This window comes from Pedobacter sp. ASV12, assembly GCF_016429155.1.
Classification (GTDB): domain Bacteria; phylum Bacteroidota; class Bacteroidia; order Sphingobacteriales; family Sphingobacteriaceae; genus Pedobacter.
On sequence record NZ_JAELUC010000034.1, the window covers coordinates 1 to 25,873 of the forward strand.

The 25,873-nt window shown below is 44.3% G+C and carries 23 protein-coding genes and 1 pseudogene; 11 read left to right on the top strand and 13 right to left on the bottom strand.

Annotated elements, in window-relative coordinates; all coding sequences use genetic code 11:
- Positions 1-75 precede the first annotated feature (75 nt).
- Positions 76-2,598: pseudogene (gene carB / locus JHD69_RS10160) on the top strand (carbamoyl-phosphate synthase large subunit); the annotation flags it as partial.
- Between the two features lie 166 nt (positions 2,599-2,764).
- On the opposite strand, the gene JHD69_RS10165 reads toward carB, so the two are convergent.
- The 4 genes from JHD69_RS10165 to radA form a co-directional block, all read right to left on the bottom strand.
- Positions 2,765-3,721, bottom strand: a complete 957-nt coding sequence (locus JHD69_RS10165) for a DUF3137 domain-containing protein (protein WP_199139931.1) — start codon at positions 3,719-3,721, stop codon at positions 2,765-2,767.
- Positions 3,721-4,278, bottom strand: a complete 558-nt coding sequence (locus JHD69_RS10170; RefSeq protein WP_199139933.1) for a LemA family protein — start codon at positions 4,276-4,278, stop codon at positions 3,721-3,723. Before JHD69_RS10170 ends, JHD69_RS10165 begins: the two co-directional genes overlap by 1 nt.
- A 127-nt stretch (positions 4,279-4,405) precedes the next feature.
- Positions 4,406-4,867, bottom strand: coding sequence for a DUF4920 domain-containing protein (locus JHD69_RS10175; protein ID WP_199139935.1), 462 nt, complete (start codon positions 4,865-4,867; stop codon positions 4,406-4,408).
- 481 nt (positions 4,868-5,348) lie between these two features.
- Positions 5,349-6,725 (bottom strand): DNA repair protein RadA, encoded by a 1,377-nt coding sequence (gene radA, locus JHD69_RS10180; protein ID WP_199139937.1) that lies wholly within the window; start codon positions 6,723-6,725, stop codon positions 5,349-5,351.
- Between the two features lie 328 nt (positions 6,726-7,053).
- On the opposite strand from radA, the gene JHD69_RS10185 reads away from it, so the two are divergent.
- Together JHD69_RS10185 and JHD69_RS10190 are read left to right on the top strand one after the other, a co-directional pair.
- Complete coding sequence (locus JHD69_RS10185) at positions 7,054-7,404, top strand: hypothetical protein (RefSeq protein WP_233165842.1); 351 nt, start codon at positions 7,054-7,056, stop codon at positions 7,402-7,404.
- 94 nt (positions 7,405-7,498) lie between these two features.
- Complete coding sequence (locus tag JHD69_RS10190) at positions 7,499-7,666, top strand: hypothetical protein (RefSeq protein ID WP_199139941.1); 168 nt, start codon at positions 7,499-7,501, stop codon at positions 7,664-7,666.
- A gap of 77 nt (positions 7,667-7,743) precedes the next feature.
- Here JHD69_RS10190 and JHD69_RS10195 read toward each other — a convergent pair whose 3' ends face one another.
- The 3 genes from JHD69_RS10195 to JHD69_RS10205 form a co-directional block, all read right to left on the bottom strand.
- Complete coding sequence (locus tag JHD69_RS10195; protein WP_199139943.1) at positions 7,744-9,294, bottom strand: Rne/Rng family ribonuclease; 1,551 nt, start codon at positions 9,292-9,294, stop codon at positions 7,744-7,746.
- A gap of 249 nt (positions 9,295-9,543) precedes the next feature.
- Positions 9,544-10,407 (bottom strand): tetratricopeptide repeat protein, encoded by an 864-nt coding sequence (locus JHD69_RS10200; protein WP_199139945.1) that lies wholly within the window; start codon positions 10,405-10,407, stop codon positions 9,544-9,546.
- Positions 10,408-10,417: 10 nt separating this feature from the next.
- Positions 10,418-10,720: an HU family DNA-binding protein gene (locus tag JHD69_RS10205; RefSeq protein ID WP_055133196.1), complete on the bottom strand. Its 303-nt coding sequence runs from the start codon at positions 10,718-10,720 to the stop codon at positions 10,418-10,420.
- A gap of 171 nt (positions 10,721-10,891) precedes the next feature.
- Here JHD69_RS10205 and mutY point away from each other — a divergent pair, with 171 nt between their 5' ends.
- Both mutY and JHD69_RS10215 read left to right on the top strand, forming a co-directional pair.
- Positions 10,892-11,941, top strand: coding sequence for an A/G-specific adenine glycosylase (mutY, locus tag JHD69_RS10210; protein WP_199139947.1), 1,050 nt, complete (start codon positions 10,892-10,894; stop codon positions 11,939-11,941).
- Positions 11,942-11,954: 13 nt separating this feature from the next.
- On the top strand, positions 11,955-12,383 hold the full coding sequence (locus tag JHD69_RS10215; protein WP_199139949.1) for a single-stranded DNA-binding protein: 429 nt from the start codon (positions 11,955-11,957) through the stop codon (positions 12,381-12,383).
- A 52-nt stretch (positions 12,384-12,435) separates the two neighbouring features.
- Here JHD69_RS10215 and glmS read toward each other — a convergent pair whose 3' ends face one another.
- The 3 genes from glmS to JHD69_RS10230 all read right to left on the bottom strand — a co-directional run bounded on the left by glmS (position 12,436) and on the right by JHD69_RS10230 (position 16,620).
- The gene (glmS, locus tag JHD69_RS10220; RefSeq protein ID WP_199139951.1) at positions 12,436-14,274 is read right to left on the bottom strand and encodes a glutamine--fructose-6-phosphate transaminase (isomerizing); all 1,839 of its coding nucleotides are present in this window, start codon (positions 14,272-14,274) and stop codon (positions 12,436-12,438) included.
- A gap of 81 nt (positions 14,275-14,355) precedes the next feature.
- On the bottom strand, positions 14,356-15,747 hold the full coding sequence (locus JHD69_RS10225) for a DUF4270 domain-containing protein (RefSeq protein WP_233165843.1): 1,392 nt from the start codon (positions 15,745-15,747) through the stop codon (positions 14,356-14,358).
- 48 nt (positions 15,748-15,795) lie between these two features.
- Positions 15,796-16,620 carry a glycogen/starch synthase gene (locus JHD69_RS10230; protein ID WP_233165844.1) on the bottom strand — a complete coding sequence of 275 codons (825 nt, stop codon included), beginning with the start codon at positions 16,618-16,620 and terminating at the stop codon, positions 15,796-15,798.
- Positions 16,621-16,770: 150 nt separating this feature from the next.
- Here JHD69_RS10230 and panC point away from each other — a divergent pair, with 150 nt between their 5' ends.
- Positions 16,771-17,619, top strand: coding sequence for a pantoate--beta-alanine ligase (panC, locus tag JHD69_RS10235; protein ID WP_199139957.1), 849 nt, complete (start codon positions 16,771-16,773; stop codon positions 17,617-17,619).
- A gap of 180 nt (positions 17,620-17,799) precedes the next feature.
- Complete coding sequence (gene panD, locus JHD69_RS10240; RefSeq protein ID WP_199139959.1) at positions 17,800-18,150, top strand: aspartate 1-decarboxylase; 351 nt, start codon at positions 17,800-17,802, stop codon at positions 18,148-18,150.
- Between the two features lie 8 nt (positions 18,151-18,158).
- On the opposite strand, the gene JHD69_RS10245 is transcribed toward panD, so the two are convergent.
- A complete protein-coding gene (locus JHD69_RS10245; protein ID WP_199139961.1) occupies positions 18,159-20,537 on the bottom strand; it encodes a TonB-dependent receptor domain-containing protein in 2,379 nt (792 codons plus the stop codon).
- A 107-nt stretch (positions 20,538-20,644) separates the two neighbouring features.
- On the bottom strand, positions 20,645-21,721 hold the full coding sequence (locus JHD69_RS10250) for a helix-turn-helix domain-containing protein (protein ID WP_199139963.1): 1,077 nt from the start codon (positions 21,719-21,721) through the stop codon (positions 20,645-20,647).
- Positions 21,722-21,917: 196 nt separating this feature from the next.
- On the opposite strand from JHD69_RS10250, the gene JHD69_RS10255 reads away from it, so the two are divergent.
- Positions 21,918-23,057, top strand: a complete 1,140-nt coding sequence (locus JHD69_RS10255; protein ID WP_199139965.1) for an acyl-CoA dehydrogenase — start codon at positions 21,918-21,920, stop codon at positions 23,055-23,057.
- Positions 23,058-23,200: 143 nt separating this feature from the next.
- Here JHD69_RS10255 and JHD69_RS10260 read toward each other — a convergent pair whose 3' ends face one another.
- The gene (locus tag JHD69_RS10260; RefSeq protein ID WP_199139967.1) at positions 23,201-23,548 is read right to left on the bottom strand and encodes a phage holin family protein; all 348 of its coding nucleotides are present in this window, start codon (positions 23,546-23,548) and stop codon (positions 23,201-23,203) included.
- 19 nt (positions 23,549-23,567) lie between these two features.
- On the opposite strand from JHD69_RS10260, the gene JHD69_RS10265 reads away from it, so the two are divergent.
- From JHD69_RS10265 to nusA, 3 genes are all read left to right on the top strand, one after another.
- Positions 23,568-23,999, top strand: coding sequence for a hypothetical protein (locus JHD69_RS10265; RefSeq protein ID WP_199139969.1), 432 nt, complete (start codon positions 23,568-23,570; stop codon positions 23,997-23,999).
- 114 nt (positions 24,000-24,113) lie between these two features.
- A complete protein-coding gene (gene rimP, locus JHD69_RS10270) occupies positions 24,114-24,578 on the top strand; it encodes a ribosome assembly cofactor RimP (RefSeq protein ID WP_199139971.1) in 465 nt (154 codons plus the stop codon).
- 4 nt (positions 24,579-24,582) lie between these two features.
- Positions 24,583-25,818 (top strand): transcription termination factor NusA, encoded by a 1,236-nt coding sequence (nusA, locus tag JHD69_RS10275; RefSeq protein WP_199139972.1) that lies wholly within the window; start codon positions 24,583-24,585, stop codon positions 25,816-25,818.
- Positions 25,819-25,873: the final 55 nt, after the last annotated feature.

A 25,873-nucleotide genomic window follows, 5' to 3' on the forward strand; every position in this document is an offset into this window, starting at 1 on the left:
CCCCCCCCCCCCCCCCCCCCCCCCCCCCCCCCCCCCCCCCCCCCCCCCCCCCCTTTTAGATGTGTATAAGAGACAGATGTAGCGGCTATCGACAAAACCGAGAACAGGGAATCGTTCCGCCAGTTGATGGTTGATATAGGGGTGGGCGTTGCCCCATCAAAAATTGCCAATTCCTTCTTGGAAGGAAAAGAGGCAGCCCAACAAATCGGCTTTCCCTTGGTAATTCGCCCTTCGTATACCTTGGGTGGTTCTGGTGGCGGTTTTGTACACAAAAAAGAAGACTTTGATGCGGCCCTTAAACGTGGCCTGGAAGCCTCGCCAACGCACGAAGTATTGGTAGAAAAAGCGGTTTTGGGTTGGAAAGAATACGAATTGGAGTTGTTGAGGGATGGAAATGACAACGTGATCATCATCTGCTCTATCGAAAACTTCGACCCGATGGGCATCCACACCGGCGACTCGATTACCGTAGCTCCGGCCATGACCTTGTCTGACCGTTGCTACCAGGAAATGCGTAACCAAGCCATTAAAATGATGCGTGCCATCGGCAACTTTGCCGGAGGCTGTAACGTACAGTTCTCGGTCAATCCTGAAAACGACGACATCATTGCCATCGAAATCAACCCGCGCGTGTCGCGCTCGTCGGCCTTGGCCAGTAAGGCAACCGGTTATCCAATTGCAAAAATCGCGGCCAAATTAGCCATCGGTTATAACCTGGATGAAATCGACAACCAGATTACCAAAACCACTTCGGCTTATTTTGAGCCAACGCTTGATTATGTGATCGTAAAAATCCCTCGCTGGAACTTCGATAAATTCAAAGGTGCCAATCCTGAATTGGGCTTGCAAATGAAAGCTGTGGGCGAGGTGATGGCCATCGGTCGTAACTTTATCGAGGCTTTGCAAAAAGCCTGTCAGAGCTTAGAGATTGGTCGTGCGGGATTAGGTGCCGACGGTCGCCAAAAAAGAAATATCGAAGAAATCATGCATGGCTTGGAGCATCCAAGCTGGAACCGCTTGTTCCTGATCAAAGATGCGATGAGCATGGGCGTTCCGTTGGAATCGATCCGTAAGGTAACCAAAATCGACAAATGGTTCCTGATCCAAATTCAGGAGCTGGTTAATCTGGAAGTTGAGCTTAAACGCTACTCTTTGAACAACATTCCTAAAGATTTCTTCTTCAACTTAAAGCAAAAAGGCTTCTCTGATTTGCAGATTGCCTACGTGTTGGGCAATGTAACCGAAGACGAGGTGTATAACCGCCGCAAGGAATTGGGCATTAGAAGGGTTTACAAAATGGTAGATACCTGCGCAGCAGAATTCGCGGCGCAAACCCCATACTTCTATTCGACTTTCGAAGAGGCGCCAATCCAGATTTCTCTGGTTGGCAACGAAATCCTGTCGAACGGCGATGAATTGGGCACCAACGAATCAATACCTTCCGACCGCAAAAAAGTAATTGTACTGGGTTCTGGGCCTAACCGTATCGGTCAAGGTATCGAATTCGACTATTCTTGTGTACACGGCTTATTGGCTGCTAAAGAAACAGGCTTCGAAGCCATCATGATCAACTGTAACCCCGAAACGGTATCAACCGATTTTAACATGGCCGATAAGCTTTATTTTGAGCCGGTGTTCTGGGAGCATGTACGCGAAATCATCGAACTGGAAAACCCTATTGGCGTAATTGTACAGTTGGGTGGCCAAACAGCGCTTAAAATGGCCGAGAAGCTGTACGAAAACAATATCAAAATCATCGGTACGGCTTATAGCGATATGGACGTGGCCGAAGATCGTGGCCGTTTCTCAGACTTGTTAAAAGAACTTGATATTCCCTATCCAAAATATGGTGTAGCCGAAAATGCCGAGGAAGCCATTAAAGTGGCTAATGAGGTTGGCTATCCGGTGTTGGTACGCCCGAGCTACGTATTGGGTGGCCAGGGTATGAGCATCGTCATTAATGATGAAGATTTGGAAAAAGCCGTAGTAAAACTGCTGGGCGATTTGCCGGGTAACCGCGTATTGATCGACCACTTCCTAGACCGAGCCGAAGAAACCGAATCAGATTCGATCTGCGATGGCGTAGACGTACATATTGTAGGTTTGATGGAGCACATTGAGCCTGCCGGTATCCACTCGGGCGACTCGAGTGCGGTATTGCCGCCGTTCAGCTTGTCTGACAAGGTAATTGCCGATATGGAAGCCTACTCGAAGAAAATTGCCAAAGCCTTGAACGTTATCGGTTTGCTCAACATCCAGTTTGCGGTAAAAGACGATAAGGTTTATGTAATCGAAGCCAACCCAAGGGCATCGAGAACGGTTCCTTTCATTGCCAAGGCCTACGATGTGCCTTACATCAATATCGCCGCAAGGATCATGTTGGGTGTAAACAAACTGAAAGACTTCAATATTGTGCGCAAGCTGGAAGGCTATGCCATCAAAGAACCGGTATTCTCTTTCGAGAAATTCCCTGAGGTAACCAAGGAGCTTGGTCCAGAAATGAAATCGACTGGCGAAGCTATCCGTTTCATCAAAGACCTGGAAGATCCTTATTTCCGCAAGCTTTACAAAGACAAGTCGATGTACCTGTCTAAATAGGCTAAAGGAGAAAGACTAATGCATAAACAAAAAATCCCTTAACAAATGTTGAGGGATTTTTTGTTGAAGGATATTTCGCCTATTTGAGTCCAATTTTTATCGGGGAAAGCAATCTTTATTGAACATAGATCGCTTCATCACTGTGCCGCTTTTAAGGATACTTTAATTACTGTTTCGTCCAAATTCGGGTATTCAGATCTAACTCTTGTACAATGGCGTACATAAAATGGAGTACCGAAAGATCTTCGTTGAGTGCATCGGCATTGAGCAGGCTTTTGAAAAGCGGCGCTTCAAAGTAATTTTTGGCCAGTGGAAAAGCGATGTACATATTCGAATTGACAAACGATACCGAAATGGCATAGGCGGCGCGCTGGTTTAATTCGCAGAGACGATCCATGAGGGCAGGTGTAAGGATATATCTGGCCTCGATCTGATCGGTACTGTAAGTGACAAAATTCTTGTTAAAGGCCTCGTTTTCCAGCTCAACGATGTTTTTATCGCCAAAGGAGTAGATGTTTTTAGCAAACCAGGCACCAATGCTGCTCCCGAAATCCTTCGGCCTAATAGCCGTAACGCCGTTAAAGTTTTTGTTGAAATCGGCTACGAATACAATACCTTTTAAAATATCGTGCCAATGCTCCTGCCGGCCATTCTTCCCTTGGGTTTCGGTTTTGTACTCGGCATGCACCTCGGCAAAATAAATGCTGGTGTTGCCTATTTTTCCGCTAATCAAATCTTCGGTACTGTAGCGGTCGGGATCAGTTGTAAAGAGCTGCGATTGCCTAAATTCGCCCTCGACAATACCTCTGTCGGGCTGTATCGTTAGGCTTTGGTCTACATTGCTAAGCAATGCGCCCACAACATCCATTTTAAAACGGTTTTTGTAGTCGGTAGCGGCATCGCTGATGCGGAAGAGGATAACGCCTCCAAAAATAATGGCCGCCAAGCCGGTAACCATGCCCGCCACCAAAAGGCCCATCACGGCCAGTGCCACAATCAGTACAATGCCCAATATAATGGCGCCGTAGCCTTGTGTATTGGCCGATAAAACTTTTTTACGCTCAACTTCTAACTCGGCTAACACGCTTTGTAGCTTGCCGTTTTGCGTATAATTGACATCCATTAGTTATTGAAAAGCTCTTTTGCGCTGATATTTTTGCGTTCTTCTTCGGTAGCAGCCAAAACCTGCATAGGCTGATAGCCCAACATACCGGCAAACATGTTGCCTGGAAACATCATAACGGCGTTATTGTAAGAGGTTACACTGGCATTGTAGTTTCTTCTGGCGGCGGCAATCTGCTCTTCGCTTTCGGTCCAGGTGCTTTGCAGGTTCAGGAAATTGGTGTTGGCTTTTAGATCTGGATAATTTTCTACGCTTACCATCAGGCCTTTTACGGCTGCGCCCAATTGCTGGTCTATGGCTAGTTTATCGCCTTCGGTAACATGGTTGCCCATGGCCTTGCCGCGCAGTTCGGTAATTTTGGTCAAGGTGTCGCCTTCGTATTGAGTGTATTGTTTTACTACTTCAACCAAGTTGGGAATGAGGTCGAAACGTTTTTTCACCATTACGTCAATGGCCGAAAAGGCATTGGCAACCTGGTTCTTTTTGCTGATGAGCGAGTTGTAAATTCCGATGCCGAAGATGAGCACCAAGACGGCAATAATAGCTACAATAATCATATTTAAATTTGTTGGTTAGGATAAATATAGAAATTTTAGCCTTTTGTACAGCTATTATAAAAAAAGAACCCCGCTCCGGAGAGAGCAGGGTTCAACCAATCAATATTAAAAAGGAGAACCTTTCTAATTAGTTCAAAATTACGACTCCTTTTGCTTCAAACACAATTTCTTTTTTAGGTTGTGTAATTTTTGCTATTTCTTCAGCCGATTTCTTCTCATCTTCGGCAATGTGTTTCAAGTCTTCGACAGAAGTAGTCTTTCTTTCCGCAAAACCATCGATCACTACTTTTTTGCCTGCAATATCCTTTGGCATAAAGAAAGCATAGTCTTTGAAGTTAACGTACATGGTCTCGCCATTTGGCATTTTTAGATTCATAAAGCAGCCTTTTTTCTTGCATACGCTTACAACCTCGCCAATCACCTTCATGTCGGCCTTGGTTTTATCGCCTAATTTCGTGTTGATCTCTGCAGTGGTAATTGTGTTTCCTTTTTTAACGCCATCGCCAAACGACTGGCCTTCGTAGGCATCTTGTGCAAAGGCAAATGTAGCAAACAGGCATAATGCCAAGCTTAAAACTAATTTTTTCATCTGTTTTATAATTTTGTTTTTAGTGGTGGATGAAGTCATCAAGGTTTGGTTATTCATGCCCTTAGGGCTGCAAAGCCATGATGGTTCATTGGTTATTCGTCTTTGGTATAAACTCTTATCTTCCACAAAAATATTTAAAATCTTTATAAATGGCATAAGGTGCAAAGGGAAATTTTAAAACATAAAAAAAACCCCACTGCTCTTAGCAGTGAGGTTAATCATCCCTATTGTTGTTTTACCCATTACTGGATAAGAACGATAAGAGTAATACAACAAGCTATCCAATTTTGATGTTTTTTATTGAATAGCATTTAATCTATTGATTACCAGTATTTTAAATTGTTTTATTTTTGGCGTGCCAAACTTTTTTTATACTCGGTGTGTAGAGAAAAATGCCAGTTTGCCACAAAAGTGTAGAGAAAAATGCCACCCCAGTAGCAAAACTTGGGGAGTTTTTAAGCTCTGCAATGGTGGTGTGGGCTTAGCCAAAGAGCAAGGCAAACACCTCTTCAATCTTGCTTACGGTAATGAGCTGGATCTTGAATTTAGCTCGGTCAACCCCTTTCAGGTTATAATTCGAAACAACTATTTTTTCGAAGCCTAGCTTCTCGGCCTCGGCTATACGTTGCTCGATACGGTTAACGGCCCTGATTTCGCCCGATAAGCCTACTTCGGCCGCAAAGCATATTTTAGACGAAATGGAAATATCCTCATGCGAAGAAATAATAGCGGCCATGATGGCCAAATCGATGGCGGGATCTTCAACTTTGATGCCCCCGGCAATATTGAGGAAAACATCTTTAACCCCCAGCCTAAAGCCACATTTTTTTTCGAGTACCGCCAGCAGCATGTTCATGCGCCTGATATCGAAGCCCGTGGCCGAACGTTGTGGCGTTCCGTAAGCCGAAATGCTGACCAAAGCCTGTGTTTCGATAAGCATGGGCCTGGCACCTTCCAAGGTAGCACCGATGGTAATGCCACTTAACTCCTCATCGCGTTGCGAGAGCAAAATTTCCGAGGGGTTAGACACTTCTCTTAATCCATTGCCCTGCATGGCATAAATACCCAATTCGGCAGTGGCACCAAAGCGGTTTTTAATGGAGCGGAGAATACGGTAAATATGGTGCCTATCGCCCTCAAACTGCAGCACGGTATCAACCATGTGTTCCAAAATTTTCGGACCGGCAATGGCACCGTCTTTGGTAATATGGCCAATCAGAAAAACAGGAGTGGCGGTTTCCTTGGCAAAACGCAACAGTTCGGCCGTACACTCGCGGACCTGCGAAACGCTGCCTGGTGTTGATTCGATGTGTGCCGAATGCAGGGTCTGGATCGAATCGACAATAACGATTTCGGGTTCCAGCTGTTCAATCTGCTTAAAAATATTTTGGGTAGCCGTTTCGGTCAAAATATAACAATCGGCTTTAGGGCTATTGGTAATGCGTTCGGCACGCATTTTAATCTGCTGTTCGCTTTCTTCGCCGGAAATATACAGAATTCTTTTGTTGGGCATGTTGAGCGCCAGTTGCAGCATTAGGGTCGATTTGCCAATGCCGGGTTCGCCGCCAATGAGGATTACGGAGCCAGCTACCAGTCCGCCGCCCAGCACGCGGTCTAATTCTGCATCGCTGGTCAGGGTTCTTTCTTCAGTAGTGGCTTCGATCTGCTCAACTTTGCTGGGCTTGTTGAGGCGCTGGGTACCGCTGGACGATTTCCAGGTGGGCACATGTAGAGCGCCCTTGTCGATAACCTCTTCTACAAAGGTATTCCATTGGTTGCAGGATGGACACTTGCCCAACCATTTTGGCGATTCGTAGCCGCAACTCTGACAAAAATATGCTGATTTCGTTTTAGCCAAGGGATTTTAGGTGTTAGATTGACGATTTTAGATTTTTTATCCAGCTAATTTAGCTAAAATATTTAGCAAAATAAATTTTTTTGTACAGTCGAACACTTAAGAGCCTAATCCAAGCCACTATCGCGCAATCTGCGATTAAAACGGTAATTAACAAGGTGTTTTTACCCGAGTGCTGAAAAAGGTCTGAGTTAACTTTAGGTGTTGATCGTGAATAGCGACAACCAGCGGCGCCGAAAACTGCATATTGGAAGAGTAGGCAACAACATTAATCACTATGGGATACGGACCAGACAACAATCTCCAAATCGATTGGGGAAAAACAATTCAATTGAAAGTGCCGAGATATGCACAGGTAAAACTTGCTTTTTCTTCGGAAGCGGCCTGGGAAAATGCCATATGCATCTATGATTCGGCATATAGCAAGGTTTTCGAAAAAGGGAACCAGGCCGGGAGGAATTTGAACCCTGAAGTTTATGGACGAAACAGGGTAGAAGAACGAATGATTTTTATCACAGGCTGGCACAAGAACGGGCCTGCCGACGGAGGAAAGCCCTGGTATCAATCGCCATGCAGGTATTCTCCTCATGCAGGCGATAATTTTGGCAGCGGGGTAATCGGTTTCGAAGATGCAGGCGATGGCGACTACAACGATATCATGGTATCTTATGTATTCGAATAAAAGACAATAGTGGCAGGTATTTTGGTATTTGACTTTGTACCCAATATTTATTAACTTAAAGTTAATTAAACAACCTAACCAAAACTTAAAAATTATGAACAAAGAAAACCTGCTCAGCAAAGCTGAAATGAAAAAAGTAATGGGTGGCGACGGCCCGCCTCCGGAGTCTTGCCTTGGTAAGCCCGAATGCAAGGATTGTTGCAGATACACGGCTAATGTAGGCCGTTGCGAAATGCTATGCGACATGCACCAGACAACTTAGCTTATTCAAGATCCAATCATTAAAAAAGCCTGGCTTCTTTTACAGAAACCAGGCTTTTAAATGTTTTGAATGGCCGGTTACAATTTGATTTCCTCGTCTTTGGAAGAAAGGAAATGAAATTCGGTCAAGTGGTAAGAAGATACCGCTTTTACCTTAACGCGCTGGCCAAATTTGAAAAACCATTTCCATTGGAGGGAGAACAGTCCTTTTTTAATGAAGGCCGCTATATAAGGATGAACGCATAAAGTGATGTTCTTCTCGTTTTGTTCTTGTAGGATATAGGTAAGGTTGCTCTCTATATCGTCCATCAGCACAATACTGGCTTTGATTTCGCCGGTACCATCGCAGGTTGGACATTTTTCTACCGTTACAATGTTCATTTCGGGCCTTACCCTTTGTCGGGTAATTTGTACCAGGCCAAATTTGCTCGGTGGCAAAATGGTATGTTTGGCACGATCGAGCAGCATGAGCTCGCGCAGGTAATCAAAAAGCACCTTGCGGTTGGCCGGTTTGTGCATGTCGATAAAATCGATTACCACAATGCCTCCCATATCCCTCAGCCTCAGCTGACGGGCAATTTCTTTAGCCGCTTCCTTGTTTACCTGAAGCGCATTTTCTTCCTGATTTTCCTTGCTGGCCGTCCGGTTGCCACTGTTTACGTCGATCACGTGCAACGCTTCGGTATGTTCAACTACCAGGTAGGCGCCACCGGCCAGATTTACAGTCTTGCCAAAGGCATTCTTGATTTGTTTCTCTACACCGAAATGTTCGAAAATAGGCTCCTTGTGCTTGTAATACTTCACGATCTTTTCCATCTCTGGCGAAATTTCGTGCACATAAGACTTGATATCTTCGTACAGGTTCGCATCGTTTACGTAAACGTTGGCGAAATCGGTATTTAAAATATCTCTGATTAGGGTAGAAGTACGATCCATCTCTCCCCAAACACGTTTAGAGGGCTCGGTATCGGGCAGTTTCTTGGTGAAGCTTTCCCATTTTGATATCGAATCCAATAAATCCTTTTGCAGTTCGGCAACGCCCTTTCCTTCCGAAACCGTTCTAATGATAACTCCAAAGTTTTGAGGCTTGATACTTTCGATAATCTTTTTGAGACGATTACGTTCGGTATTACTCTTAATCTTTTTAGAAATCGATATGACGTTAGAAAAAGGTACGAGCACAATATATCTTCCGGCAATTGAAAGATCAGAGCTCAACCTCGGTCCTTTAGTGGAAATGGGTTCTTTGGCAATTTGAACCGGCAAGATTAAATTTTTGCTGACGATTTCGGATATCTTACCCGCTTTGTTAATGTCGGCTTCTAATTTAAAATTATCTAATAAAGTGCCATTGACCGTGCCGTTACGCTTAATTTTAGTAAGCTTTATCAAAGATTGTACCTGGGGCCCAAGGTCGAAATAATGCAAAAACGCATCTTTTTCGTAGCCAACATCAACAAAAGCAGCATTTAGGCCAGGCATGATTTTTTTGATGCGGCCCAAATAAATATCGCCTACGGCGTAGTTATTGTTAACGTGCTCTTTATGGAGCTCGACGAGGTATTTGTCTTCAATTAAAGCTATGGTTACTCCCATAGGAGTAGAATCGATTATTAATTCCTTTACCAAAAGCTACAGATTTTAAGGCAATTGAATGCCCTATTACACTTGGACAAAAAACACATAGAATCCAAAAATAAATACCGTTTAGCGGGGTATTTATTTTTGGCCAATACACAGATAGGAAAAACCTATTTTTTCTTGTGTCTGTTTTTTCTTAAACGTTTTTTGCGTTTGTGGGTAGCCATTTTATGTCTTTTTCTTTTTTTACCGCTTGGCATAATCTTAAGTTTTTAAATGTTTTTATTAATCTGTTAATTAACGTTTATTTTTTAACTCGGCCACTTTCTTGTCTATAAACGACGACAAGGTTGGGTTGGCCGCTAATTTCTTGCTGTTCAAATAAGCGTCTATTGCTTCTTTGTTCTGGCCCAGGCTTTCGTAAGCCGTAGCCAGGTAAAAATAGGCATCTGGTGTTGCTTTAATTTGGCTAATGATATTGTTGAAGCGAACAATAGCTTTGTCAAACTGGCCAGATTTGATGGCGAACATGCCTAAATTCATGTTTGCCTTTAAGTTTTTTGGATCTTGCTCTACCACTTGTCGCAACATGGCAATGCCCTGCATCGGAGCACCCAAGCCATTTACGATGGTAATGCCCAATCCGGTTTTGGCATCTAGGCTGGTCGAGTCAAGCGCTAAAGCCTTGGTAAACGCGTTATTGGCTTTTTGAAGCATATGGGGTTGCAAAAGGCTATCCTGTGTATTATCGAAAGCCTTTAAAAACCTATTGCCTGCATTGAGCCAATTAGCTAAAGAAGACTCTCCATTGGCTACAACTTCGAGGTACAGGGCACTGGGTGCTGGCTGTTCCAAATCTTCCCATTTCTGGGCCAGCTTTTGCGCCTGCGCTAGTTTTTCGGTTCCAGAAGCACCTTTGTAAGTGTTTTCCAGTACCGTAATCTCTTTGCCGGAAGCGCTGCTGATCAAGTTTTTTGCGGTGGAAGATATTTCTTCTAGGCTAAGTTGTGGCGAAGCGGTTTGGTCTGCCATGGCAGCCGGTTTGGCCGCTTCTTCCTTAGGTTTGACCAAGCCTTTGATCGGTCTGGTAAACAAAAATCCAGCAAGCAATACAATTGCAACAATGATAAGCGCTTGTTTTGTACGGATATTGTTTGCCATGGCGATAGGATTAAGCTTCTGCTTTAACTTTTTTAGAGTTGTTTTTTACTTTGTCAACAAAAACTTTTGCTGGCTTAAAGCTAGGAACAAAATGCTCTGGGATAATGATCGCCGTATTTTTAGAAATATTTCTAGCAGTTTTTTGCGCTCTCTTTTTTACAACGAAACTACCAAAACCTCTTACGTAAACATTTTCGCCGCCAATCATGCTGTTTTTGATTACTTTGAAAAATGCCTCTACTGTTTCCTGCACGTCTACTTTTTCAATTCCTGTCTTTGTTGATATTTCCGAAATAATATCTGCCTTAGTCATATTTTCTATTTATTAAGTTATTGAGTGTTAAATATTATAACTGTTTTGGGGTTGCAAAAGTATTGCTTTTTAATGAGATAGGAAAATAAAAGATGATTTATTTACAATTGGACGTATCATGTAAATGCAAGTTTTATCAAAATGCTAGATTAAGGTTGTATTTTTGACAAAATGAGCTTTCAACAGGAAATTGTAAAATGGTATAAAATCAATAAACGCAGCCTTCCCTGGCGTGATACAACCGACGCTTATGTCATCTGGCTTTCGGAAATCATCCTGCAGCAGACCAGGGTAGAGCAGGGGCTTCCTTATTTCAACAAGTTTCTTGAAAACTTTCCAACGGTAAGTGATTTTGCCAGCGCCAGCGAAGTACAGGTGCTTAAGCTTTGGCAGGGACTGGGCTATTATTCGAGGGGGCGTAACATGCTGTTCACGGCCAAACAGGTCATGGACGAGCATAATGGCGTGTTTCCGATTCGGTATGAGCAATTGGTGAAGCTAAAAGGGGTGGGCGATTACACCGCGGCCGCAATTTCTTCATTTTCGAACAATGAAGCAAGGGCCGTACTTGATGGTAACGTGTTCAGGGTTTTGGCCAGGTATTTTGGAATAGAAGAGCCGATCAACTCTACCCAGGGCAAAAAAACGTTTGCAGTACTGGCGCAAAGCCTGATTGAAGGGCAGGAACCATCGCTGTATAACCAGGCTATGATGGAGTTTGGTGCCTTGCAGTGCAAGCCCAAGTCGCCAGACTGCCAGATTTGCCCCCTGCAGCTTGGCTGCTATGCCCTGCAGCATAAAAAGGTAGCGGTTTTACCAGTTAAGCTGAAAACAGTAAAGGTAAAAGAGCGTTGGTTCAATTATTTTGTAGCGCTTAAGGATGGGCATATCCTCAGCAAGGAAAGAAAAGCGGGCGACGTATGGCAGCACCTCTACGATTTTCCGCTGATTGAGACGCCGCAAGCAGTTAGCCTCGGCGACGAAAGCTTTTGTCAGGAAATAGAAAATCAGTTCGGCAAGGATGCCAAAATCAGCCTTTTAATGCAAAAGAAGCATGTATTGACACACCAAATTATATATGTACAATTTTTTGCTTTAGACAATTATATTGTTAACTTTAAGTTGCATACAGAAATTAAATCGGTTTTGCTCGAAGAATTTGAGGCTTTGCCACATCCGAAAGTAATCAGCGAATTTATGGAACTGTATGTAAGGAACTAATCAAATAGAATATATGTCGGGTATTAACAAAGTTATTTTAGTAGGGCATTTGGGCAAAGACCCAGAAGTTAGGCATTTAGAAGGAGGAGTTACAGTAGCTAGTTTTCCGTTGGCCACGTCAGAGACTTTTAACAAGGATGGCAAGCGTGTAGAACAGACCGAATGGCATAACATCGTGTTATGGCGCGGCTTGGCCGAGGTGGCCTCCAAATACTTGCAGAAAGGCAAGCTGGTTTATATTGAAGGCAAATTACGTACACGTTCTTTTGAAGACAAAGAGCGCGTTAAAAAATATGTAACAGAGGTTGTGGCAGAGAACTTTACCATGTTGGGCAGAAAAAGCGATTTTGAGGCTCCATCAAACGGTCAGGAAAATACCACAACCAAAACAGAAGACGATTATGTTAGTCCTGTAGATGAAACAGGAGATCTGCCCTTTTAAATCTAATCTCAAACGCTGTTATGGAAAAGGGCCCGAAATTCGGGCCCTTTTCTTATTCTACGGTTACTGATTTGGCTAAATTTCTTGGCTGGTCTACATTGCAGCCTCTTAGTACGGCAATGTGGTAAGAAAGCAGCTGCAGCGGAATGGTAGCCAGCAAAGGCAAGAAAGCTTCGCTCGCATCCGGGATCTCGATGCAATAATCGGCCATTTTCTTAACGTCGGTATCACCTTCGGTTACAATGGCAATGACCACGCCCTTTCTGGCCTTTACTTCCTGGATGTTACTGATTACCTTTTCGTACGACGAGTTTTTGGTGGCGATGAAAACTACCGGCATTTCTTCGTCTATCAAGGCAATAGGACCGTGCTTCATTTCTGCGGCAGGATAGCCTTCTGCATGGATATATGAAATTTCCTTCAGTTTTAAGGCACCCTCCAGGGCTACCGGGAAACCGCTGCCCCTGCCCAAAAACAGGCAGTTTCTTGAATCCTTGAATTTTTCGGCTATGGTTTTGATTTGGTCGTTCGATTCCAAGGCATGATGGATTTTTTCTGGAATGCAATCCAATTCTGTTAAAAGTTCAACCAGTTTCGAGTTGACAATGGTGCCTTTTTGTTGTGCCATATAGAACGCCATTAAGGTAAGTACGGTTACCTGTGCGGTAAAGGCTTTGGTAGAAGCTACCCCAATTTCTGGGCCGGCGTGGGTATAAACACCGGCATGGGTAATCCTCGGAATAGAAGCGCCTACTACGTTGCATACCCCAAATATGGTAGCGCCTTTTTCTTTGGCCATTTCAATGGCCGCCATGGTGTCGGCGGTTTCTCCAGATTGCGAAATCGCAATCACCACATCCTTTTCGGTAATAATCGGGTTCCTGTACCTGAATTCGGAGGCATATTCTACTTCTACAGGGATACGCGCATATTCCTCGATGAGGTATTCGCCTACCAGACCGGCATGCCACGAGGTACCGCAGGCTACGATGATGATCCGGTCTATGTTTTTGAGCTTTTCAGCGAATTCCTTAATGCCTCCCAGCTGTACCTTGCCTTCAGCAGGATAAATACGGCCGCGCATACAATCTCTGATTGAACGTGGCTGTTCGTAGATCTCTTTCAGCATGAAATGGTCGTAGCCACCTTTTTCCAGCATTTCCAGTTGTAGTTCCAGGGCCTGGATGTAAGGCGTTTGCACCACGTTGTCGAGCCTTTTGATCAAAAGTTCGTCACGTTTGATGAAAGCGATTTCATTATCGTTAAGGTAGATGACGTTTTTGGTATATTCGATGATAGGTGTCGCATCAGAAGCGATAAAATACTCGCCTTCGCCAACGCCAATTACCATGGGGCTTCCTTTTCTGGCCGCAATGAGCTGGTCGGGATGGTCTTGGTCCATGATAACGATGGCATAAGCGCCATTTACTTCGTTAAGGGCCAAACGTACGGCTTCCAACAAGTCTATTTTTTCGTTTTGATAGATATCTTCTACCAAATGAACCAATACTTCGGTGTCCGTATCGCTGTTAAAGGTATGGCCTCTTCTCAAAAGCTCTTCTTTGAGCGTAGCGTAGTTTTCGATAATGCCGTTATGGATGATGCTGAGCCTGCCGTTGTTAGAGGTGTGCGGGTGAGAGTTCCTGTCTGATGGTGCTCCGTGGGTAGCCCAGCGCGTATGACCCATGCCGATAGTGCCGTTCAGGTTTTTGTTCTCAGCAAAATTTTCCAGCTCTTGAACCTTGCCGGCCTTTTTATAGATGTTGAGGTTGTTATGGTCGATTAAGGCTATGCCTGCACTGTCATAACCTCTGTATTCTAGTCTTTTTAAGCCTTTAATTACGATTGGCCATGCCTCGCGAAAGCCAATATAGCCTACAATTCCACACATATAGTATTGGTTTAAAAATAAATCGCTCAAAAGTATTGCTTTTGAGCGATTTAATCAAACGTTTGCGTAGAATATATTTGACTAGTTGATTTTCGTGTAATAGATGTTCAGTTTCATGACGTTATCGCCTGCCACCGGATTCTTTTTGAATGATCCGATAACTGCTCTTGCACCTGATGCCATTGATGGAGCAAGGCTAAATTGGTCTGTAGGCGTTGGGGCCAAAAACGTACCGTAATCCTGTGTTTTTCCATTAATCAGGTCCTGGATGTACGCCGTAACCACAAAAACGTATTGCTTTTTGATGGCGTTGAAATAGCCGCCAAAAATTGCGGCGGTTTGCGTTACCCTGGGGTCGGCCGGGGTAGTTAGGCTTCCCCTGTCGTTATCCGGAATGTTTTTGCGTTGTTCGGCAATGTCATATCGGTAAAGAGCTAAACGTGGCGCGGCATTGAATGGAATAGGGTCGGTACCGCTGCTCAGGTCAATAACCAATTCGGCTTTGTTTACAACTACTTTGCCCACATTGGCTACGAAGTTTTTGAGGTAAGGAAAAGCAATCTTGGTTCTTAAGCCCGATAAGGGTTGCAAATAAGTAACCGGATATTGTTGGTTTGGATTGGCCAGCTGGGTTGCTACAGGGGTAGAGCTATAGTTGTGTGTTACGGTAGAAACAACTGGCGCACTGGTGTTAACGATTGGGAAATTAACCGAAACAGTATCAGGCTGGTTTGTGGTTGTATTTTGCTTTTTGTAGTATAAGTATAATCCAGATGTTGCACCAGTAAATTCAAAAAACATCATGGCTCCATTGGTAGAAGGTGTACTTGCCTTGACCTGCAATCCTCTAAAGAAGCGAAGAAAGTTTTCGTTGTATTTAAAGTTGTCTGTGTTAATGTTGATGATGTTTTCTTCGATAAAGGCTTTGTTGATTGGAATCCTGATCTGTGGCGAGGCGCTTCTTATGGTGTCGGCCTTGCCTGCTACGATATCTGTAACCTTAACCCTGGTATTGGGGTATATTTTACCACTTTTGCTACCCAGCAACGTATTTGAGGTTGCCCAGTTTACGTTGCTAAGGAATGACTCTGCGGTAGAGAGGTTGTCCATAAGCTGACGAACTTCGAAACTGTAGTTGGCAGTACTGTCTCCATAAAATTCGCCACCATAATTAAGTACCAAAATGGCAGAATCTAAAGTTGGGGTGGCGCCAAAGTTATAGGCACTACTTGGCACATTAACCGCCATGGATAAGCTTGCCTCGGTTTGGCCGAATAATGGGTCTTTTAAAAGGCCCAGCGGGTTTCGGGCCAGGCCGTTGGTAGAAACGATTTGGTCGCTCAACGTCCTCGAACTGATGGTTACCGTATCGACCAATGAGCCTTGTATGGCTGTACTAGGATCAATTTGCAGACCTATGGTTGAAGTCTTTTCGCACGAAGCGAAAAGAAAAAGACTTATTAACAGGGTCAATAAGTCTAATTTTAAGAATCTCATATTTATATTAAAAATAATGCTGTATTAAGCTACTGAAACCAATTCTTCATTAGAGATCTCTTCGTAAAAAGTAAAGAAGTTCTCGTAATTTTCGGTTAAATTAAAGGCTAAAGTCGGCTTATTAGAATCTTTAACAAATTTTAACACATCATTATCCAGCTTTTCGTCGGCTAAAACCACTGCATCTGAGTGGGTTACGGCGCCAATGTGCATGCTGTTGCAATCGGCTTTGATAAAGGCTTTGGTATCCTCTTCGGTCATGTTGCTCATTACCGCCTTTTTATGCAGGTCTGCATTTAAGGTTTCGGCAAAGCAGTTCTCGTAGATGGAATAAACCACTTTCGAGTTTTTGAACGTAGGATCGTTTTTGTAAGTGGTTTTGATATAAGTAGGTACTAAAGCGGTCATCCAGCCGTGGCAATGTACAATGTCTGGTGCCCATCCAAGTTTCTTAACGGTTTCCAAGGCGCCTTTGCAAAAGAAAATCGTACGCTCGTCGTTGTCGGCATAAAACTTGTTCTCTTTGTCCCTGAAAACGTGCTTTCTTTGAAAATAATCTTCGTTGTCTAGGAAGTAAACCTGCATGCGTGCTGCAGGGATTGAGGCTACCTTGATAATTAATGGGTTGTCATTGTCATCAATAATAATGTTCATACCCGATAAACGAATAACCTCGTGCAGCCTGTTTCTTCTTTCGTTAATGTTGCCGAACCTAGGCATCAAGATGCGGATTTCGAATCCTTTTTCCTGCATGGCCTGCGGCAGTTGACGTGTAATTTCAGAAATTTTAGTGAGTTCGAGGAAAGGCGACATCTCGTGGGTAACAATCAGTAGCTTCGTTTTTGCCATCTCCATATTATATATTAAATTATGTTAATTTAAAGATTATCAAGGGGCAAAGGTACGAATAATATTAATATTTATCAATAACTTATGCAATAGGCTTTGTAAGTTTTGGATAAATGCTCAACTTAGCACCCTTAAAATTAAACCGACAACTTGGAAATTCTACATACCATAACCGCATTGAAAGCCTGGCTCCAACCCATGCAGGATGCTCCCTCCAAAATTGCCCTGGTGCCTACCATGGGTGCGTTGCATAAAGGCCACCTGTCGCTCATCGAAATTGCGCAGCAGCAGGCGTCTATAGTGGTATGCAGCATCTTTGTCAACCCTACCCAGTTTACCGATCCCAAGGATTTGGAAAAATACCCGAGACCCTTGGCGCACGATATCAAAATGCTGCAGGAAGCGGGTTGCAGTGCGGTGTTTATGCCAACGGTTAAAGAAATGTACCCCCACTACCCAACGCCCGAAAATTGGCATATCGACTTGGGGAGTGCCGAGTTTTTGCTGGAGGGCGAGTTTAGAAAAGGCCACTACCAGGGTGTAACCCAAATTGTAAAGAAGCTTTTTGATGCGGTACAGCCAGATCTAGCCTTTTTTGGCCAAAAGGATTTTCAGCAGGTGCTGATGATCAAAAATATGGTAAAGTATTTTAAACTGCCAGTCGAGATTGTTTCGTGCCCCATTATTAGGGAAGACGACGGTTTGGCCATGAGCTCCAGAAATATCCATCTTTCGGACAGCGACAGGCAACATGCTTTGGTGCTGAGCCGTGCGTTGCAGTTTGTGAAAGACGGCTACCATCAATTGACCTTGGAAGAATTGTTGGTCCACGCCAAGCAGCTGATCAGTGCAACGCCCGATGTTGAGCTCGATTATTTTACCATTGCCGATCAGGAAACCTTGCTGCCCATTGCCGACAAAACCAACAAGAATGCCATTGCCTTGGTGGCAGCCAAAGTTGGCGAGACACGATTGATTGATAACATGTTGTTGGATTAGATGTTTGGTTGGGAAGATATGAGGCTTGGGATATGAGATGTGAGACATGAGATGTAAGACTGAGAGAACTAGAACCCCAGCCTTTCACCCTTCAACCTTCCAACCCTCCACCTTTAAGATATGACCTACCTTTTACCCTAAACCTTTTCAACCCTCAACCTTTATTCCTAACTTTGCATCATGATTATCGAGATTTTAAAATCGAAAATACACCGTGTTAAAGTAACACAGGCAGAATTGAACTATGTAGGCAGCATTACCATCGACGAAGACTTAATGGATGCGGCCAATATCATTGCCAACGAAAAGGTGCAGATTGTGAACAACAACAATGGCGAGCGTTTCGAAACCTATGCCATCCGCGGCGAGCGTGGTACAGGTACCATTTGCCTGAACGGGGCAACTGCCAGAAAAGTACAGGTGGGCGATATTCTCATCATCATGTCGTACGGTTCTTTGCCTATGGAAGAAGCCAAAAAATACCAGCCTATACTGGTATTTCCTGATGATAACAATCGCTTGCTTAAATAGTCCCGGGCTTAATTAGCCCTGTTTTCCTCTTCGGTTTTTTTGCTTTCCCTGGCCTTATAGGTCGAACTGCCAAAGTTATAGGTTAAGGCAAACACCAATCGCTGTGCGCCAAAATAATGGTAGAAATCGTTGTTGAAAATGGTTTGATCCCTAAAAATCAACCTGCGCTTTAAATTGTCGAAGGCGTCGTAAAGGGTTAGTTTGGTATTGATCCTGCTGCTGAACCAGGTTTTCTGGAGGCCAAAATCAATGGCATAAACAGGTTTCATGAGATAAAGCCCATTGCCGCTTTTCGATTCGTAGGTGTAGCTTACATCCAATAACCAATCTTTTAGGCTAAAAACCTGGCTGCCGTTAAGCGTGTAGCTGTATATCGGTATTTGATAGGTACGCCCGAAGTAAGGCCTTAATTCCTTGTTGTAGTAGAAGCCAACATTGTTGTTCATCCGCCACCATTTGTTGAGCGTAATGGGTAAGCTTGCCAACAGGTTGGCAAAATCCCTATAAGGTATGTTGCGCCCCAAAAAGATCAGTTCGTTGGTCGTGGGGTTGTATTCGGGGTAACGTTCCATGGGCTCGTTCTCGCGACCTACGTTGAGCGATAGGTTGAGCGCTTTCCTGCCGTAAGATAGAGAAAGCAAACTGGTTGTGGAGGGTTGCAGGTAAGGGTTGCCTATCCAATAATGCCTCGGACTGTAATAAAACCTGAAAGGATTGAGCATAGCAAAAGTAGGTCTGGTCATCCGGCGGCTGTAGTTCAACGTCAGCTGCTCGGTTGGATTGAGGACGTAAGTGAGGCTTGCGCTAGGCAACCATTTCAGGTATTTTCGGTCGGTAACCAATCCAGTAGTGATAGAGTTGGCCTCGGTGCTGGTATGTTCTGCCCTTAAACCGGCACTATACTTAAATTTATTCCATTGCCCGCTGTACGAGAGGTAAGCGGCCACAATGTATTCTCCGTAGCTGAATTTGTTGCTGCGGTTGGGGTCCAGGTTAAAAACACTGTTGCCCAAGGTATCGTAACGGAGGTTGTTTTGGGTGGTGGTGTAAGCAAATTTACCGCCAAAGTCTAACCTGTCTTGGTTTAGGTTTTGCGTGTAATCTGCCTGCGCGGTTCTGATCAGGATGTTGTTGCTCGAATTGGTTTTCCAATAGTTCATCAGCTGGTTGCTAAACACATTGCGGTTTTGGATCTCTTCTGTTTGGCGGTTGTCTATTTGGGCTACCGAAGCAATTACATGCAGTTCGCTGCGCCGAAATTGGGCATCGTAGTTAAGGCCACCGGCGTAGTTGTGTTGCTTGGGCAAGGCATCGTTATTGCTCTTCACAAGCCCGATGGTATTGGCCAGATCGGCGGTTTGGGTAATCAATAAATTGCGCGAAGTGGCCTTTCTGTCTAGTTGGTAAGTGCGCACAAAAGCCTCCAGGCTTTGTCCTTTTTGCAGTTCGTAGGCCACTTTGGCCTGTATGTTGTAATTCTGGTTGGCCGTTACGGTTCGCGTATCGGTAATCATGGCATGGGTATTGGGCAAAAACTGCAGGGCGTGGTATTTGTAAAAAGTGCTTCCGCTGGTATGGCCAAGCTTGATATCGTAAATAAACCGGTTGGTCTTGTATACCAGCGAAAGGTTATTGTCGAGCAGGCTGTAGTTGTTGCGTTGCAAGCGGAGGTTGTAGGTGCCGCGAAGCCCTAGCGACTGGTTTTTTTTGAGCTTTACATCAATAATGCCTTGGTATTCGCCATCGTATCGGGCAGCGGGCTGATTGGTCATTTCAATCGATTCGACCATGTCTGGCGACAAACTGCTGAGGTAAGCCAATATTTCGTCGTTGTTCATGTTTACGGGCCTGCCATCAACAAATAAGGTTGGCGTTGCCCTGCTGGCCATTTGCATGGTGCCATCTTGGTTAACCTGCAGGCCGGGAAGCTTCCTGAAAACATCCAGCAAATTAGCCGACGATTTAAAAAAGGCATTATTGGCTACTCCAATTTTAAGCTGGCCATTTTGGGTGCTCAAACTGGGTGTGCCACCGGTAATGGTTACTTCTTTCAGGAGATTGGGGTCTTCGACCATCAAGATATCGCCCAGCTCTAAAATCTTTGGGTTTTGCGCCTGCAGGCTGATGTCTCTTTGGATTTGCCGGTAGCCCATTAAAGTAGCCGATAAAAGATATTTTCCAGGTTCAACATCCTGCAGCTCAAAAGAGCCGGTGCTGTCGCTGGCCGCATATTTAACGGCGCTGGGTTGGTTTGGCTTGGTCAAAATTAAATTAACCATGGGGATGCCTTGTTTGGTTTGCGCATCGATCAATCGGCCCTTAACGGTTTGGGCATTTAGCCATAAGCTGGTGCAGGCAAAAAGACAGCAAAGTAATAGTGGTTTCATCTTCGTGTTTTTGGATTTGAGGTGATGGTCCAAAACTAGAAGAGCGGAACTGCCAGGAGGTTTTGATTCTCAGATTTGGGAGTTCGGAATTATAAAACGGTACCGGTTTAGCTTATTACAGCCGCTGATAGTTGTTCCTTATAAAGCGTTGGCGTGGTATGCCGATGCTTTTTGAAAGCCGTATAAAAAGTAGATTTGGAGTTGAATCCCACTTCGTAGCCAATAGCTTCGAGCTTGATGCCTCTGTCGTTGGCAATGAGTTCGCAAGCCTCTTTGATGCGAAATTCGTTGATATAGGCTGCAAAGCTTTGGCCCAGGTTATCGTTCAGCAATTGCGAAAGCTGATGGCCTGAAACATTGATCCTTTTGGCCAAATCGTTCAGTTTTAGGTCTGGATTTTTATAGAGCTGTTCTTCCAAAAGAATTTTTTGCAGTTTTTCGGTCAGGGCCAGCGCCTGCACTGTGGCAATTTTTTTATTGGCGTAGCGTGCCGGCTCTGTTGCGCCCAATAGCGGATTTCCGGTTTTCCTCGGGCTCATAAAAAGGAAAATGTTCAAGTAAAGCACAAGCGAGAAAAACAAGGCCCCACTGATGCAAGGGCCGTTAAAGAAATCAAAAACAGGTAGTTTAAAGGCTGCGGGAACGATGATGTTGCCAGCGTATACGGCAATCAACAGCTTTTCTGTCCTCGAAACCTTTTCTTTTGCGCTAAAAATTTTGAGAAAGGCAGTCCTGAGCTGCCAACCCGTAAGTAAAATGCAGCCCACCAATTGTGCCGAAATAATGGTGCCGATAGATTTGTTCCAGGAATCGGGCTGTTGATCATAAGGAACAAGTATACTGGCTGTCGTGATAGCCAATGTCCAAAACAGATAGATCCAAATGGATTTGGTAGACATCTTTGTGTCTTGCGCCAGGGTAGCTCTCACAAAGTAGAAAAGCGAAGGTCCAACAAAAGCGCTTCCCAAAATGCCTATTTCGATATAGATGCCCGGAAGCTGGGGATAGAAATATAAAATAAAGGATTTGCCTATTTTCAAACATACCGCCAGCAACAATAAGCCTAAAAAAAACAGCGCCGGCGATTTCGGCTTTTTAAAAAACAAAAGGTAAAGGCTAATGATAAAGCCATTGAATACACCCAGGGCGCTAAAGAAAAACAAGATTTGCTGGCTCAGGTTCATTTAGCAAAAATAATAATCTTGGCTTAACGGCAAACTTATTGCGTAGCCCTATTTTGGCTCAGGTGTATTAAAGTTGTGATATACTGCCCGCATTGGCTTTTAAAGGCATTGCCGGATAAAAAATTGCTATGGCAGCATAGTAATTTCCAGAAGAAGTACTAAATTTGGAAAATCTAACCAATTATAGACCATAATTATGCATTTTGAATTAAGTGAAGAACAATTGATGATACAACAGGCCGCTCGCGATTTTGCGCAGAACGAATTAAAGCCTGGGGTAATTGAGCGTGACGAACATCAGAAATTTCCGACCGAGCAGGTTAAAAAACTAGGCGAACTCGGATTTTTGGGAATGATGGTTGACGGAAAGTACAATGGCAGCGGCATGGATGCCTTGTCTTACGTACTGGTTATGGAAGAGCTTTCAAAAATCGATGCCTCGGCTTCGGTAGTGGTTTCGGTCAACAACTCCTTGGTTTGCTATGGGTTGGAAAGCTATGGCACCGAAGCCCAAAAAGAAAAATACCTGAAACCCTTGGCTTCTGGCCAAATGATCGGCGCCTTTTGTTTGTCGGAGCCGGAGGCTGGATCCGATGCCACTTCGCAGCAAACTACCGCTGAAGACAAAGGCGATTACTATTTGCTAAACGGTACCAAAAACTGGATTACCAATGGCAGTACTGCTGGTGTTTATTTGGTTATTGCCCAAACCCATAAAGAATTAAAACACAAAGGCATCAATGCTTTCATCGTAGAGAAAGGAACACCTGGCTTTACAGTTGGGCCTAAAGAAAATAAACTGGGCATTCGTGGTTCAGACACACATTCGTTGATGTTCAACGACGTAAAAGTGCTTAAAGAAAACCGCATCGGCGAAGATGGATTCGGCTTTAAGTTTGCCATGAAAACCTTGGAAGGTGGCCGTATCGGTATTGCTGCGCAAGCCTTGGGTATTGCAGCGGGGGCCTATGAGTTGGCTTTGGCCTATGCCCAGCAACGCAAATCGTTCGGAAAACCCATCGCCGAACACCAGGCCATCGCCTTTAAACTGGCCGACATGGCTACGCAGATAGAGGCAGCCCGTATGCTGGTTTATAAAGCGGCTTGGCTAAAAGACCAAGGACAGTCGTATACCTTGGCGGGTTCTATGGCCAAGCTTTACGCAAGCAAGGTGGCCATGGACGTTACCGTGGAGGCCGTTCAGATACATGGTGGCTATGGCTTTGTAAAAGAATACCACGTTGAGCGACTCATGCGCGATGCCAAGATTACCCAGATTTATGAAGGTACAAGTGAAATCCAGAAGATGGTGATCAGTCGTAATATTCTAGACTAAAAGTTAAATATTAATACTTGAATAGAAAAGAAACAGCTTAACAGACTTTAAGTTTGTTGAGCTGTGGCTTTTGTGTTAAAAATGCCTGACGCGTAGCGACTTGCGTTTTGTTCGTCGCAATACCCAATACGCTGTATGCTCTACTAATCCTGATCCGTTCCAAATATCGAATCGAGGATCATTTTGATCACGGCAACGGCGATGGCCAAAATAGCGGCCGATAAGAAGCCGGAGGTGTTAAAGCCGGTCATGAAGTGGTCAACCAACAAGATCATCAATACGGTAATGATGAAAGAGATAAGGCCCAATGTTAGTACGTTGAGTACAAAGGTGAATATTCTTAAAATAAACCCAATGGTGGCATTGGCCAAGGCAATCAATACCGCGGCAATAATGGCGCTTCCAAAGCCGTCAACATGTACGCCTGGTACCAGGTAGGCGCCAGCCATCATGGCAACGCCCATTAATAAAATTTCTAAAATCAATCTCATAATTAGCTAATTTAGCAAGATGCATAATAAAATTACATTTTTTGTGGCAATTTGTTTGGGGCTGGTGCTTTTGGGCTGTGGCAATACCGAAAGCCGGCCTTTGTCTATCCATTTTTCGGCCGACAGCACGGCCATTGTCATTTCCGGTATCGGCGAAACGGGATTGTTCCAGCTCAAAACCAATCTCGAAAAAGATACAGCCTACCAGCAACTGGTTTCGGTGCTGCAAACGCCGGCCGAAGATGATTCGACCGGAATGGAAACCGATTGGCCCGGAAAGCTGCGCATGAAAGGCGATAGCCTGTGGTTCGAGCCTACAAATCCCTTTGTTAAGGGGAAAAACTATTTGGTCGAAACCATGCTCAACACCCAATTTGCCAGTGGCGGAGCTATTGTGCGGGCCAAAGTGGGCCACACGGTAAAGCCACAGCAGCAAATTTTGGTGCGTTAGTAGCTCATTTGCAGCGCACTGTTGCATTTTGAAAAAATAATTCGTACATTTGCGTCGTAATAAAGGAAGAAGAGGGGACCGTGTCCCCTCTTTTCTTTTGCAAGAATTTAGGATATGCAGGTAGAAAACAGGGTTAGAGAACTCGTAGAAGAGAAGATTGCAGACAGGCCTGAGCTGTTTTTGGTAGAAGTGAAGATGTTGCCAAACAACAAATTGATCATCCATGTAGACGGCGATGAAGGAATAAACATTCAAGATTGTGCCGCCATCAGTCGCCATGTAGGCTTTCATTTGGAAGAAGAAAACGCCATCGAAAAAGCCTATAACTTGGAAGTTTCTTCGCCGGGAGTTGGCGAACCGCTCCAGCTCAAGCGCCAATACCACAAAAACATAGGTCGTGAGCTGGGCATTAAGCTGGCCGATGGTACCAAAAAAGAAGGCAAGCTTTTAGAAGTTGGCGAAAATGCCATCGTTATTGAAGAGAAAGTAAAAGAAAAAGGAAAAAAAGCACAACTGGTAGAAACATCGGTTGAGTTTGAAAATATAACAGAAACTAAGGTTTTAATTTCATTTAAGTAGCAAAATGAGCAATATTAATTTAATCGATTCATTTCAGGAGTTCAAAGACTTCAAAAATATCGACCGCCCAACAGTAATCAGCGTACTGGAAGAGGTATTTCGCAGTATGTTGCGTAAAAAATATGGAACAGACGAGAACTGTGACGTAATTGTGAACCCAGATAACGGGGATTTGGAAATCTGGAGAACCAGAAGAGTAATGGAAGACGGGTTTTCTGAAGACGACGACCTCGAGATCGAGCTTGCCGAAGTAAAACAGCTGGATCCGGATATGGAAGTTGGCGACGACTACATCGAGCAGATTACTTTGGAGAGCTTTGGCCGCCGAGCCATTTTGGCCGCGCGCCAAACTTTGGTATCGAAAGTTTTGGAACTAGAGAAAGACGAAATCTTCAAAAAATATAAAGACAGGGTTGGCGAGATCGTAACCGGCGAGGTTTACCAAGTTTGGAAAAAAGAAACGTTGGTATTAGACGATGAAGGCAACGAGTTATTGATGCCTAAAACCGAGCAAATTCCGGCCGACTATTTCAAAAAGGGAGATGCCGTACGTGCGGTAATTTCTAAAGTAGACATGGTTAATGCAACGCCAAAAATCATCATCTCTAGGATTGCGCCAGAGTTCTTGCAACGTTTGTTCGAAATCGAGGTTCCAGAGATTTTCGATGGTTTGATCACCATTAAAAAGATTGTCCGCGAACCAGGAGAGCGTGCCAAGGTTGCCGTAGAATCGTACGACGACAGGATTGACCCGGTAGGTGCCTGCGTAGGGATGAAAGGTTCTCGTATCCACGGTATCGTGAGAGAGCTTAAAAACGAAAATATCGACGTTATCAACTTCACCAACAACATTTCGTTGTACATCCAACGTGCGTTGAGCCCTGCAAAAATTACTTCTATCAAGTTAGACGATGCCACTAAACATGCTTCGGTTTACTTGAAGCCAGATCAGGTTTCGTTGGCTATCGGCCGTGGCGGACACAACATTAAATTGGCTGGTAAATTAACCGGCTATGAAATCGATGTGTATCGTGAAGCAGGCGAGGAAGACGAGGATGTGGATATCGAAGAATTCTCGGATGAAATCGACAGCTGGATCATCGACGAGCTGAAAGCAATCGGCCTAGATACGGCCAAGAGCGTACTGGCCTTGTCTGTTGACGAGCTGGTGAAGCGTACCGATTTGGAAGAAGAAACAATTAAAGAAGTGATTGCCATTTTGCAATCGGAATTTGAATAACGCTTATGGCTTGAATAAGACAAGAATAAACGTTACTTTTGTATATAAACAGTAA